11 protein-coding genes are annotated in these 14281 nt (G+C 53.8%); all 11 read left to right on the forward strand.

Annotation, left to right across the window (positions count from 1 at the left end; genetic code table 11):
* The first annotated feature begins 173 nt into the window (after positions 1-173).
* Positions 174-1103, forward strand: coding sequence for an ABC transporter substrate-binding protein (locus tag AH68_RS02530; protein WP_039199701.1), 930 nt, complete (start codon positions 174-176; stop codon positions 1101-1103).
* Between the two features lie 45 nt (positions 1104-1148).
* Entirely contained in the window at positions 1149-2132 is a 984-nt protein-coding gene (locus tag AH68_RS02535) for an amino acid ABC transporter permease (RefSeq protein WP_039197375.1), read from the forward strand.
* Positions 2133-2144: 12 nt separating this feature from the next.
* Complete coding sequence (locus AH68_RS02540) at positions 2145-2939, forward strand: amino acid ABC transporter ATP-binding protein (protein WP_039197377.1); 795 nt, start codon at positions 2145-2147, stop codon at positions 2937-2939.
* A gap of 192 nt (positions 2940-3131) precedes the next feature.
* Positions 3132-5024 carry a glutamine--fructose-6-phosphate transaminase (isomerizing) gene (gene glmS, locus AH68_RS02545; protein WP_039197382.1) on the forward strand — a complete coding sequence of 631 codons (1893 nt, stop codon included), beginning with the start codon at positions 3132-3134 and terminating at the stop codon, positions 5022-5024.
* 11 nt (positions 5025-5035) lie between these two features.
* Positions 5036-5788 carry a pseudouridine synthase gene (locus AH68_RS02550; protein WP_039197384.1) on the forward strand — a complete coding sequence of 251 codons (753 nt, stop codon included), beginning with the start codon at positions 5036-5038 and terminating at the stop codon, positions 5786-5788.
* A gap of 214 nt (positions 5789-6002) precedes the next feature.
* Positions 6003-7295, forward strand: a complete 1293-nt coding sequence (gene sstT / locus AH68_RS02555; RefSeq protein WP_039197385.1) for a serine/threonine transporter SstT — start codon at positions 6003-6005, stop codon at positions 7293-7295.
* 225 nt (positions 7296-7520) lie between these two features.
* Positions 7521-8537 (forward strand): LacI family DNA-binding transcriptional regulator, encoded by a 1017-nt coding sequence (locus AH68_RS02560; protein ID WP_052189127.1) that lies wholly within the window; start codon positions 7521-7523, stop codon positions 8535-8537.
* A gap of 339 nt (positions 8538-8876) precedes the next feature.
* Entirely contained in the window at positions 8877-10133 is a 1257-nt protein-coding gene (locus tag AH68_RS02565; RefSeq protein WP_039197387.1) for an ABC transporter substrate-binding protein, read from the forward strand.
* A 181-nt stretch (positions 10134-10314) separates the two neighbouring features.
* Positions 10315-11166, forward strand: coding sequence for a carbohydrate ABC transporter permease (locus tag AH68_RS02570; RefSeq protein ID WP_395947834.1), 852 nt, complete (start codon positions 10315-10317; stop codon positions 11164-11166).
* Positions 11163-11996 carry a carbohydrate ABC transporter permease gene (locus AH68_RS02575; protein ID WP_039197391.1) on the forward strand — a complete coding sequence of 278 codons (834 nt, stop codon included), beginning with the start codon at positions 11163-11165 and terminating at the stop codon, positions 11994-11996. Before AH68_RS02570 ends, AH68_RS02575 begins: the two co-directional genes overlap by 4 nt.
* A gap of 13 nt (positions 11997-12009) precedes the next feature.
* Positions 12010-14148 (forward strand): hypothetical protein, encoded by a 2139-nt coding sequence (locus AH68_RS02580; RefSeq protein WP_039197393.1) that lies wholly within the window; start codon positions 12010-12012, stop codon positions 14146-14148.
* The last annotated feature ends 133 nt before the right edge of the window (positions 14149-14281 follow it).

Raw genomic sequence — 14281 nt, forward strand, 5'->3', positions numbered from 1 at the left:
GATGGAGCTTCATCGCGCGATTCTTGGCTGATACGTAAGGTTTGCGCAATGTAACGTACATGTAGCATTGCGCTCTTATCGTGCCTATTTGAGATACTGAGGTTCTCTGCAACCGAATGGCGTTGAGATTTTCGGTATGGCAATGAAGAGATAAGAAGAAGGATATGCGTATCATGTCTTTGAAGATCAAGTCCGTTGTGGCGCTTGCGCTGAGTGCGGCGATGTTGTTTTCCACTGCCGCTTGTGGCACCTCCGAGGCGTCCAATTCCGGTGATTCGTCGGATTCATCGAACACTACCACCGGTTACGATGTCAGCACCATTAAAAAAGATGACGAGCTGGCCAAGCTGGTTTCGTCCGGCGATTTGGTGAAGGAAGGCGAGCTTTCCGCCGGTATGGAGCTTTCGTACGCTCCGGCTGAATTCTATGCCGAAGACGGCAAGACTCCGGTCGGCTATGATATCGACATGACCAAGGCCATCGCCAAGACGCTTGGTTTGAAGCCAAACATCGTGTCTTCCATGTTCGACACCATCATTCCTTCCATTGGCTCCAAGTATGATCTGGGCATCACCGCCATGACCATCACCGAAGAGCGTATGCAGTCCGTGGATTTCGTGAGCTACTACCGTGCAGGTTCCACGTGGGCCGTGAAGAAGGGCAATCCGAAGAAGCTTGACACTTCCGACATGTGCGGCGCGAAGATCGCGGTGCAGACCGGCACCGTGCAGGAAGAGGAAGCCAACACCATCGCCAAAGGATGCGAGGCCGATAACAAGGCCGAAGTGATGTCGTACAAGCGTCAGGCCGAAGCGGCCACCGCAGTGGCTACGGGTAAGGCCGATGCGTTCTATGCTGATTCGCCGGTCGCTGGCTATGCCATCTCCCAGACCGACGGACAGCTTGAAGCCTTGGGTGACGTCGAAGGTGTGGCCAAGCAGGGCATCGCTGTCAAGAAGGGCAACACCCAGCTTGCTGAAGCCGTGCAGAAGGCCGTACAGAAGCTGATGGACGATGGCACGTATATGAAGATCCTCAAGCATTGGGGTGTGGAATCCGGCGCTCTCGACAAGGCTGAGATCAACCCGACCGATCTCGACTGATCTCATCCCCACTATTTACATCAACAACGGAGGAACTGAAGCATCATGGCGAAGAAACAGATCGACGGCGACGGCCTCGATATTCCGAATCGCATCAAGGCGCTGCCGGTTAAGCGTACGGGCCCGATTGTGGCGGCGGTCATCGTTGCTCTGCTCGCCGCCATGCTGCTGCAGGGCCTGATCACCAATCCGCGTTTCGAATGGAATGTGGTCTGGAAGTACCTGTTCGACGAGAATGTGCTCGAAGGCATCAAATACACGCTGCTGCTGACGGTCATTTCCATGGTCATCGCCATTATTCTGGCAGTGATCCTGGCCGTGATGCGCAAGTCCATCAATCCGGTGCTGCGTGGCGTGAGCTGGTTCTACATTTGGTTCTTCCGTGGCACCCCTGTGTATACGCAGCTGGTGTTCTGGGGTCTGTTCGCCGTGTTGGTGCCTCGCATCGGCGTGGGCATTCCGTTCACTTCCATTGAATTCTGGAGCATTGACTCGCAGTCCGTCATTACCGCGTTCAACGCGGCATGGCTGGGTCTCGCATTGAACGAAGCGGCATATCTGGCTGAAATCGTGCGTGCGGGTCTTGAAGCCGTCGATCCGGGTCAGACCGAAGCGGCCAAGGCGCTGGGCATGAAGCGTTCCATGATTATGCGTCGCGTGGTGCTTCCTCAGGCCATGCGCATCATCATTCCGCCGACCGGCAACGAGTTCATCGGCATGTTGAAGACCACCTCGCTGGTCAACGCCGTGCCGTTCACGTTGGAACTGCAGTTCGCCACCACCGCAATCGCAACCCGACTGTACAAGCCGATTCCGCTGCTGATCGTGGCCTGCATCTGGTACTTGGTGATCACCTCCATTCTGATGGTGCTGCAGTCTCGCCTGGAGAAGCATTTCGGCAAGGGCTTCGATGCGCGACCGGCCGGCGCGCGCGGCAAGCAGCCGCCGCTGCCGGGCAAAACCGGAGGCGAACCGAAAGACGATATCGCCAAGCAGAACGAGGCAACGTTCGCGGGCATGACCGCGTGAGGGGAGTGAGCAATGACTGAACCAACCACCAACGGTGTTGTTCCCGCAGTGAAGGCCACGCAGGTGCATAAGGCTTTCGGTAGCCTGCACGTGCTCAAGGGCGTCGATATGACGGTTATGCCCGGCTCGGTGACGGTGATTCTGGGACCTTCTGGTTCCGGAAAATCCACGTTCCTGCGCCTGATCAACCAGTTGGAAACGCTGACCGGCGGCGAAATCGACGTCGACGGCGAAATGATCGGCTACAAGTACGTCGACAAGGACGGCAAGCAGGTGCTGCAGACCCTGAACGACAAGGAAGTGGCCGAGCAGCGTTCCAAACTGGGCATGGTATTCCAGAGGTTCAACCTGTTCCCGCACATGACGGCTCTCGAAAATGTGATGGAAGCGCCAGTCCACGTCAAGCACATGGATAAAAAGGAAGCCCGCAAGCTTGCCATCGAAGAGCTGAATCGCGTGGGCATGGGCGATCGCCTCGATCACTATCCGGCACAGCTTTCCGGCGGCCAGCAGCAGCGCGTGGCCATCGCCCGTGCGCTTGCCATGAAGCCGGAAATCATGCTGTTCGACGAGCCGACTTCCGCACTCGATCCGGAATTGGTGGGCGAAGTGCTGAACGTCATGCTGTCTTTGGCGAAAGAAGGCATGACCATGGTGGTTGTCACCCACGAAATAGGCTTCGCGCGCGAAGTCGCCGATCAGATCGTATTCATGGACGGCGGTGTTGTTGTGGAACAGGGCGGTCCTGACATCATCGACAATCCGCAGGAACCACGATTCAAGGACTTCCTGCAGCACGTGCTGTAAATCGCCGTAGGCATAATCGTTAAGGATCAGACATCTCTTCGTCGCAAGAATTGCGATCAAGGGAATAACCGAAGAAAATCCCCATGTTGAAAACTGTCGGCATGGGGATTTTTGTGTTCATATATCAAAGGTTCGGCGCGATGAGCGGTTTCGTTTCGAAAATGACACCATTACCCGATAAGCTGAGGTGTTATGTGTGGAATCGTAGGATATGCAGGAAATGTGGAAACCGCGTGCGGCAAGCCGTTGGAAGTGTGCCTCCAAGGCCTACAGCGTTTGGAATACCGCGGGTATGATTCGGCCGGTGTGGCGCTGACCGCGCCCGGCATGGACCATGTGGAAGTGCGCAAGAAGGCGGGGCGCCTCGCCAATCTGATCGAAGACGTGGAACGCAATCCAATGCCGATGGCCACCGTGGGCATCGGACACACCCGTTGGGCCACCAACGGCGTGCCGAATGACATCAACGCGCATCCGCATACTTCGCGTGACGGCAAGGTCGCCATCATTCATAATGGCATCATCGAAAACGCCTCTCAGCTGCGTCTTGATCTGCAGACGGAAGGTTACCGTTTCTCATCGGAAACCGATACGGAGGTCGCGGCGAAACTGCTAGGCAAAATCAGCGAGAAAATCGTTGAGGAAACCGGCAAGCCCGACCTGTTCAAGGCCGTGCGACGCTTGGCGCGCATGCTGGAAGGCGCGTTCACGATTCTCGCCACCGACTGCCGTCAGCCGGGTATCGTGGTCGGCGCCCGCCATGATTCGCCGCTGGTGGTTGGTCTTGGCGAAGGTGAGAATTTTCTCGGTTCCGATGTGGCCGCGTTCGTCGCCTACACGAAGCGTGCCATGGAAATCAACCAGGATCAGGCCGTGATGGTGTCCGCCGATAAGGTCGTGGTGTCTGATTTCATGGGCAACATCGTGGCCGATCCAAAGACCTACACCGTGGATTGGGATGCTTCCGCGGCCGAAAAGGGCGGTTGGGACTCCTTCATGGACAAGGAGATCCACGAAGGGCCGGCGGCGGTGCAGCGCACGCTGTTGGGACGTCTCGGCAAGGACGGCAATCTCAATCTTGACGAGGTTCGCATCGACGAGCATGATTTCAAGGCGATCGACAAGATTATCGTCATCGCCTGCGGTACCGCCGCCTATGCGGGCATGGTGGCCAAGTACGCCATCGAGCATTGGGTGCGTATTCCGGTGGAAGTGGAACTCGCCCACGAATTCCGCTATCGTGATCCGATTCTCACCCCGCGCACGTTGGTGGTGGCCATTTCGCAGTCCGGTGAAACCATGGATACGCTGATGGCATTGCGTCACGCGCGTGAGCAGGGTTCGAAAGTGCTGGCCATCTGCAACACGCAGGGCGCGTCCATTCCGCGTGAATCCGACGCGGTGCTGTACACGCACGCAGGTCCGGAAGTGGCGGTCGCCTCCACCAAGGCGTTCGTGGCGCAGATTACTGCCGCCTACGTGCTTGGCTTGTATTTGGCGCAGGTCAAGGGTGCAATGTTCCGCGACGAGATCGCGCAGACGTTGGATTCCCTCAAAGACATGCCTCGCAAGATCCAGTGGATTCTTGACACGCAGACCAAGACCGTGCATGATGCGGCCGCGCAGATGATCGATGCGAAGTCCTTCCTGTTCCTGGGCCGTCATGTCGGCTACCCGGTCGCGATGGAAGGCGCGTTGAAATTGAAGGAAATCGCCTACACCTTCACCGAAGGTTTTGCGGCCGGCGAGCTCAAGCACGGTCCGATCGCATTGGTGGACGAAGATGAACCGGTAGTATTCATCGTGCCGCCGGCGCGTGGCCGCAATGTGCTGCACGCCAAGGTCATTTCCGGTATCGAAGAGGTCAAGGCCCGTGGCGCGTACATTATCGCCGTGGCCGAAGAGAATGACCCCGATGTTGAACGCTATGCGGACGTGGTGTTCTGGCGCCCGGCCTGCCCGACGCTGATGAGCCCGCTGGTGGATGTGGTGCCGCTGCAGCTATTCGCCATGGACATGGCCAAGCTGAAGAATTACGACGTTGACAAGCCGCGTAATCTCGCCAAATCCGTCACCGTGGAGTAATCGTTCATACGATGCGTCAACAGCGTCAGCAGAAGAGGCATCGTTACGTTCTTGAAGAGCCTCATATTCCGTTCGAATATGGGGTTCTTTACGAGAACGATGCGATTATCGTGGTTGACAAGCCGCATTTTCTCGCCACCACACCGCGTGGCATGTGGTATCGCGAAACCGCGTTGATCCGACTTCGGGAACAGTATGGCGAACCCGATATTGTTCCCGCACACCGTTTGGACCGACTTACCGCAGGTATCGTCGTATTTGTGCGCAAACCGGAATTGCGTGGCGCTTACCAAATGCTGTTCCAGAATCGCAAAACCATCAAAACCTATGAATGTTTGGCGCCGCTTGCCCCCGAACGTCATCCGCAGTACGGAACAATCGTAAGAATCGACAGGCACCAACCATTTCCGGCAATCCGAGCATCGCATATTTGCAAGGATCGCGGGCGACTTCAGGCGTACGAAATTCCGGAAACCGTCAATGCGCAAACGTTGATTGAGCGGGGGAGCGCGGTACGTTGCGTCGACGGCAAAGCATATGTGAATTATGTGCTGCACCCGAAAACCGGCAAAACGCACCAGTTGCGTGTGCATATGAATTCGTTGGGCTTGCCGATTTTGGGCGATGATTTCTATCCGAATATTGTGCAGCATTCTTACGATGATTTCTCGCAGCCGTTGGAATTAGTGGCTCGTGAATTACGTTTCGACGATCCAGTGACGGGAGAGCCTCGTACATTCGTTTCGAAAGTGCCGCTTGGCTGATTAACAGTCTGATCAGCAGGTATTGCTCGCGGAATAAAGATATATAAAAACTGTCCATCGCTGTACTCATATTTGACCGCATCGCTATGGCGTGTTGAAGTTGCGCGTCCCTATAATTGGACACTTTACATTTCGTGTTATCAAGCGTGATTAGGATGTGCTCTTGTTGTGCTGGCTGGCAAAGGCAAGCCGGCTGGAAAGAACGAGAGAGAATATGAACCATATTTCGAAAGCGCTTCGTGGCGTTGCCGACAAGTATAACGGCGTATCACTGATTATCCGCATTATCGTCGGTCTTATCGCAGGTACCGCACTGGCATTGGTCGTTCCGCATATGACGTGGATCGGCGAATTCGGCACCCTGTTCGTAAGCGCATTGAAGGCCGTCGCTCCGATTCTGGTGTTTGTGCTGGTGGCAAGTGCTTTGGCTCAAGGCAATTCCAAGCTTGACGGCCGTTTCGGCACGGTGCTTTTCCTGTATCTGTTCACCACGTTCCTGTCCGCCGTAGTGGCGGTGCTGACGTCTCGCATGTTCCCGCAGACCATATCGTTGGGCGATGCCGCTGACGCCGATGTGGTACCGCAGGGCTTGAGCGAGGTTGTGCAGACGTTGCTGACCAATATTGTGGCCAATCCGATTCAGGCCATGATCGACGGCAACTACATCTGCATTCTGATGTGGGCTTGCCTGTTTGGTCTTGCCATGAAGGGCATTGCCAATGAAAGCTCCAAGGCGTTCCTTGCCAATGTGGCCGATGGCGTGTCTCAGGTGATTCGTTGGGTCATCAATCTCGCCCCGTTCGGCATTATGGGCTTGGTGTTCACCAGCGTTTCCGAAAACGGTTTGGCGGCCTTCACTGAGTACGGTAGCCTCCTGCTCCTGCTCGTCGGCACCATGCTGCTGATGGTGCTCGTGTTCGGCCCGCTGGTCATTTTCCTGTACCTGCATCGCAACCCGTATCCGCTGGTGTACCGCTGCTTCAAGGAATCCGGCCTGACTGCATTCTTCACCCGTTCCTCCGCGGCGAACATTCCGGTCAACATGCAGCTGTGCGAGAAGCTCGGTCTCGATAAAGACATGTATTCCGTGTCCATTCCGCTGGGCGCAACCATCAACATGAACGGTGCCGCCGTCACCATCACCATCATGGCCATGGCTGCCGCCAATACGATGGGCATTCAGATTTCGCTGCCGGCCGCCATTCTGCTGTCTGTGGTGTCGGCGCTCGGTGCATGTGGCGCTTCCGGCGTGGCCGGCGGATCGCTGCTGCTTATTCCGATGGCCTGCTCGCTGTTCGGCATCAGCAACGATATCGCCATGCAGGTGGTGGGTGTCGGCTTCATCATCGGCGTTATTCAGGATTCCGTGGAGACCTGCCTGAATTCCGCTTCCGACGTGGAGTTTGCGGCGACCGCCGAATATCATGCTTGGCTCAAGCAGGGCCGTCAGCTTCCTGCGTTCATGTATTCCAAGAAAGAACGCCAGCAGCTCGGCATCGAAGCCTGATTTCGGTTTCGGCTTTTCAGTTTCTGAATGCGAAAAGGCGTCTTCTCGATTGTGTTGTGCAACACATTGGGAAGACGCTTTTGTGCATTGGTTCTTATCGTATTGATTTGGCAATGTGCAGGTGCGATATTGGACTCTTGACTGTCTCACCATGCCTCGATGAAGGGCATCGATATACTGGAAGCAGTTGTTGAGTGCAGTTTCGATTGAATGGAGGCTTTTCGCATGGTTACCGCGAAAGATGTCGCGAAACGGGCTGGGGTTTCACAAGCGACGGTATCGTATGTAATGAGCGGTAGCCGTCCCATTTCTGAAGCTACGAAGAAACGCGTGCACCGGGCTATGCAGGATTTGGGGTATGTGCCTAATGCCAACGCGCGTTCGTTGGCTGGGGGACGCAACAATATGATTGCGGTCATGGTGCGAATGGATAAGAATACTCAGATGGCGGAGCTTCATCCATTTTTGACGACCATTGTGAGTGAGGCTGGCAAACGGGAATGCAACGTCATGCTTATGCCTGCCGAAGAGGGTGTTGAGGGCTTAGACCATTTAGTAAGGCAAGGCACTATTGATGGCGTTGTCGTGTTTGATATTGAATGGCATGACAGTCGATTGGCTGACGTGGCTGCGCTGCAAGTGCCGACTGTGCTTATTGGCACTACCGAAGATGCACATGGATTGCCATGCGTGGATGTGGACTACCGCCGCATCGCGCAGCTATGCGTCAACTATCTTGCTCAAGTTGGCTCACAGCGTATGGTGTTGATTGGCGATTCGGAACGAGGCGTGGAAAAGTATGCTTTTGCTAAGTTTTTCGCTGATGAATCTCGTGTGGTCGCTGCGGTGCTGGGAATGCAATATGACTTGTTTGTACCGCCTTACCCGGGATGGCGGGGCATGTGGACTTTTTCTGATACGTTGAAGGAGCTGGCGGCTTGCCATGGCGGTATTGCAGTCAGAACGCCGGAAGTGCTGGGTGAACTGATGCAGCTATGTGCTGAGTTGGATATAGTGCCTGGAAGGGATGTCCAAGTAGTGGCGGTGTATGTGGATGGTCACGCTGAGAGGCTGCGCTACCCCGTGACTAACGTCGATCCGGTGCCGGAACAAGTTTCGGTGGAGACGGTGCGTGAGTTGTTTGAACAGATTGATGGCAAGCCATGCGAAGCTGTGCGTTTGGTGCAACCTCATATCACCGAACGCGATGGAATTGATGACTTGGATGCCGTAGCGATTTAGGATCTTGTATTTAGAAAGATATCGGTTTCCTCTGTTTGTGTTTGTGCTGTTTGGCCCAAGCTCATTGTGATTTACTTCTTCGGTTGACCTCGTTGTGTTGCGTTCGCTTCTCCGGTCTTTTGTTGCTTCTTGTCTGGACTTTCTGCGGCTCTTGACATAGTTCCGTGGTGAATTGCTGCGACACGCCGAGCATCTTATGTTTGAATGCAATTTTTCTTTGGAAATCCAGCGTTCATTTATGCGCTTCAATTGTTTTGACGTGCTCATACTTGATATGATGGTATATTTGTTTATGCGCATCAAAGTTGAAGCGCATAAACGATTGAAAGGACAGTCGAAATGAGAGTTATGAAAAGCAAGATGCTCCATGTGGTGGTGGCTGGTGCGGCTGCAGTAGCGATGATGGCGCCTCTTGCTGCTTGCGGATCAAGTAGTACTGGTGGTGAGAAGACCAAGATCTCCTTCTACTCTTACTTCAAAGAGAATCAGATTGGTGACGTGGTCAAGGGATTCGAAAAGGCTAATCCGAACATTATTCTTGATGTGCAATACGGTCAGGATCCATCTCAGTACATCTCCACGTTGCAGACCCGTCTGGCTGGTGGTAAGCCGCCGACCATCTTCAACATTACGATGGATAACCGTACTGACGTCATGAACTCTGGTGCGGTTGCTAATCTGACTGGTAAAGATTTCCTCAAGGGCGTGGATGATTCTAATTTCCAGCTGTTCCAGCAAGACGGCAAAATCTACGGTCTACCGGTTTCTGCTTGGGTGGGTGTGATGTTCTATAACAAGGATCTCCTTAATCAAGCTGGTTACGATGAGTTTCCCAAGACTTGGGATGAGTTCATTGAAATGGGCAAGAAGATTAACGCTTCCGGAGGCACCGCTTTCCTTGAAGATTTCAACTCGCAACCATCCGGCACGCTGGCCGGACTGGTGGCCTCCAATTGGGCTAAGCGGGGCGTTGATGTTCCTGATCAAGATATCTGGGATGGTAAAACCACCTTCACCGATGCTTGGGGACCAGCGGTTGAGGCTTGGGGTAAAGCTGTTAAGGAGGGTGTCATACCAACCAAGTCCGTTGGCCTATCGGCTGATCAAATCAAGCAGGAGTTTGTCAATGGTTCCTTGGCTGTTATGCGATCCGGCCCATGGGATCTTGAAGATGTAAAGGCTTCTGGTGTTAACTTCGGCGTTGCGGCTATGCCGGCCATCGATGGTGGCGAGCAGTGGATTAACGGTGGCCCGGACCAAGGCTTTGCCATCGCTGAAAAAGCGACCGATAACGAGAAAGTCGCTGCCGAAAAATTCCTCTCATACCTTAACAGTGAGGAGGGCCTTAAGGCTTTCACTTCTGCTGCGGGTACCATGTCTCTGTCTGACAACTATCAGGCTGAGCCTCCGGCGGAACTCAAAGATGTTGTCGACACATATTTTGCAGCAAATAAGTTCTACTGGTACAACTGGTCCAAGTCCCCGGCTGCAATGACTACTGTGATGACTGACCAACAGCAGAAGCTTGTCCAGGGCAAGATCTCTGCTAGTGACATGACCAAGGCGCTTGACAGCAAGTGGAGCAGCCTCAAGTAGGTACGACTTTCTTCTTTTTCTTTCCCTTTCCTGAGACCGTACTGGTGCTCATCCGGTCTGGTGCGGTCTCTTATTGTTCAAAACATCAAAGGAAAATCCTATGACTGCTTCATTTTTAGCGCGGATTCCCCGGCGTAAGAGTGGGTTGTGCTCCTCTGTATGGGCTGAAAACCTCGCTTCAATGTGGTTTTTATTGCCCATCATCGTTGTGTTCGGAGTCCTCACTATCGTTCCGCTGTCGCAATCATTTTTTTATTCGTTAACAGACTACGATGGCTGGTCTTCCACTTTTAACTTCGTGTGGTTTGACAACTATGTCAGAGTATTTCAAGATCCTGACTTGTTGTCAGCTCTTGGTTTCACCCTGCTGTACGCCTTTGCCACCACGTTGTTGGTGACCTGTTTGGCCATCCCGTTGGCTGTTACTCTTAACAAGGCGATGTGGGGTCGTAGTTTCGCCCGTTCTTTGTTCTTCTTTCTGGGTGTGCCTGCACAAGCCATTATTGGTTTGATCTGGTCGTACATTTTCTCCCCGCTGAGTTCCGGCTTGGTGAACAAGATTCTCGCCATTTTTGGTATCCCAGGTGTGGGATGGCTCGCAGACGACAACCTTGCTCGCTTTTGCGTGATTTTCGTTTCGATTTGGATGCAGGTAGGCTGGCATGCTACCCTCTATCTGGCGTTTCTTCAGACCATCCCTGCTGATTTGTACGAATCGGCCCGTGTGGATGGCGCCAATGCAGGTCAGCAGTTTGTTCATATTACGCTTCCTCAGCTTGTTCCCGGCATTGTAGTTTCTATGTTCCTGCTTATGACTGGTGGCCTGAAGATCTATGATCTGCCGTACACGTTAACTAAGGGTGGTCCTGGCTCTGCTACTACCACGTTGTCTCAGGCGATACTTGAAAAGGGTATTGGGCAAAGTGAATACGGCTTGGGTTCTGCACTATCCGTGCTATTTACTGTGGCTTGCATTGTCGTCATCGTCGTTCAAAACGGTGTTGCAAGCGCCGTTGAAAAGAGGTTCCAATGACATACTCTCAACGTGAACTGGTGCATAAGATCATCCGCACGGTTGTGGTTCTCGTTCTCGCTCTGATTTGCGCAATCCCGTTATGGTACGTAATCGTCAGCTCATTCAAAACATCGGTTGACATGTTTAAGAATCCGTTGGGTCCGCCGACCGAGTGGACGTTTTCCAACTATGTCAAGGCGTTTGAAGGTGGCAACATTATTCGCGCTTTCGCCAACACTCTTATCGTCACCGTGATTACGGTGCTGCTGCAAGTGCTCATCGGCTCCATGGCTGCATTCGGTGTGGTGTATAAGAAATCGAAGTTTACTGCCATTGTGGGCGGTGTCCTCATGATTACTTTTGCGATTCCCGCGCAGGCTACCATTCTGCCGCTGTATCGTATGGAATCTGATTTGCAGATCGTCAATACGCTTTTCGGCCTCATCGCTTTGTACATGGGATCGAGCGTGTTCTGCTACTTTCTCATCGTCGGCTATATGAAGTCCCTGCCGCAGGAACTGTTCGAAGCCGCCAAAATTGACGGTGCCGGTCCGTGGCGTATTTATCGTACTATCGTGTTGCCTCTGATTACTCCGATACTCACTACGGTGATTGTGTTCCAGACCATGAGTACATGGAATGACTTCCTGTTGCCGAGTGTTTTTCTGAGTTCCACTGACAAGCAGACTGTGGTATTGCAAGTATATAACGCGGTCCAGCAGTTTGGTACTAACTGGCCACTATTTATGACAATCACTGTGCTCGCGCTGCTTCCGGTGTTTATTTTCTTCTGTTTCTGTCAGAAGTGGATTGTCTCAGGTTTGGTCGCTGGCTCGGTCAAGGGCTGAGGGAGGTTTTGTCATGACCGATTTGCTCACGGAAACTCATGCGACGGCACGATTGGCGACTGTGGAGCAGCCGGAATATGATGCCGGACGTTCTGTGGACTTATCCGCATTGCCGGGGTATCGGTTGCCCATGGCTGGCGGTTATGCAGTGTTGGATCACGCTACAGGTCAGCCGATGGCATTCGTGGATGAGGCCAACTTCAACCGGCATGTGCTACTTGATGATACGGTGGCGTGGCATAGTGCTGACTATTGCTGGGGCTCCGGCTACGTCACTACAGAAGGTGGTTCCTCCCAATGGAATGTTCCCATGTGGCGCGAAGTGCGTAGCCATGCGGTGGTTGCTGACTATGCACTGCAGGGATCGGGATTGGCGTTGACTGTGACACGCACCGGCGGTAATTGCCTCACCGAGCGTTACGAGTGGCGCAATGTCACAGCGAGGCCGGTTGTCATCACTGGTCTGGGTATTTCCACGCCGTTCAACGACCGGTATCCTGATGCAGCGAGGGCACTCGATGAATGTGTGAATGCGCACGTGTTCGCCGGCGGTGCCTGGGCTTGGGTGCTGGCTAAGCCAATGGACGGTCTCGGTAATCGTTTGGGGCTTATCGTGCGTGAAGGCGCTATTAACGCCTATGCAGTCGACACGCGCAACCACGTTACTTATTCTGATGTGCGAGGACACATCATGCTTGAGGTCACTGATCGGGCGCTCAACCCAGGGGCCTTTGGCGGGCAGCAGGACATCACGCTGAGCCCGGGCGAGGTCTACACGCTGGTCTGGGAGATTGGTTGGTATGCCAGCGATGAAGAGTTCCTCGCAGCCACGAAGGCTCCTGCCAAGTTCTCCGCTCTACGTGTTGAGCTTGGCGGTCGCATTGAGGTGTCCACGACTTTGCCGGTGACTGCCTTAGATGGAGGGTTGACGGTGTCTCATACCTCGTCGGGTGCGTTGCTTATCAGTGATGTGCCAGGCGTTCATCAGGTTGCCATCGGCGAAGGAAAACAGCGTTCGCATACTGAGGTTCTGTTTCACAAGTCCTTGCGACAAACGGTCAATGACCGGGTTCGTTATATTCTGAACCATCAGGTGGCGTACGAGCGTAACGGGAAACTGGCTGGGGCTATGGTGGCCACTGACATTCGTACTGGTCGGCATGTTATTGATCCGAGCTGGAATGACTGGTCTGATGGTTCGGAGCGTATCGCGATGCCTGTGCTGGTTCAGCGCTCGCTCAACATGGGATTCCTTGACGCGGATCTAAGTGTGCCAGCGCAGCATGCTGCTGACGCCTGGCGAGATTTTGCCGAGGCTGAGCTTATTGACAGCGCCGGCTCATGTCGTCGTGGTTCTGGTCAGCAGCCTTCGGAATTTGGCGGTCGTTTGTACGACGTATCATGGTTTGTGGATTTCTATACTGAGCACTATCGTGCTAGTGCAGATCGGCACGATCTTGACATGGCGGTTAAAATGATGGACCGTGCAGCCTATCTCGGTGGGGAGAAATTCCTGTGCATCGAGTTTGCTGAGAACACTGCTGCTGTGTCGAAGCTATTGGAGGAGTCTGGAAGATCTGCTGATGCTGAACGCATTCGCTCCCGTGTGATTGCCAGTGCCGATTATTTCCTCGAGGTGGGCCGTGCGTTGCCGTATCACGAGGTGTCTTATGAACAGTCGATGGCAGCGCCGTTGGTGAGCTTGTTGCTACAAGCATACTATTTCACAGGTCGTCGGGAGTACCTCGATGGAGCTAAGGAGCGTCTGCGTTGGTTGTTGTCTTTCGGTGGACCTCAGCCGGATTGCCGTTTGCGAGACATCGGCATCCGGCATTGGGACGGCTACTGGTTTGGCATCAACCGGCAGTTCGGCGATGTGTTCCCTCATTACTGGAGTGTTCTCACAGCCGAGGTGCTGGCTCGTCTGCCTCAGTCGGAGCGTACCGAGGAGACGCAGCGCACAGCGTTAGGCATTTTCAAAGCAAACCTTGCCAACATTAACGCCGACGGTTCGGCTACTTGCGCTTACTTGTTCCCCTCCCATGTGGACGGGAGAGCCATGTCCCAGGCCGATCCATTGGCCAACGATCAAGATTGGGCGCTTAACATCTGGATGCGCATGATTCGTGAGGAGGGTTTCCCCGAAGCCTGATTTCACCCGATTTCGGATTTTCGGTTTCTGAATACGAAAAGGCGTCTTCTCGATTGTGTTGTGCAACACGTTGGGAAGACGCTTTTGTGCTTATTCGTTCTATTTTTGGTTCTGGGCTTGCGGGAATTACGAT

This window comes from Bifidobacterium catenulatum PV20-2 (assembly GCF_000800455.1).
Taxonomy (GTDB): domain Bacteria; phylum Actinomycetota; class Actinomycetes; order Actinomycetales; family Bifidobacteriaceae; genus Bifidobacterium; species Bifidobacterium kashiwanohense_A.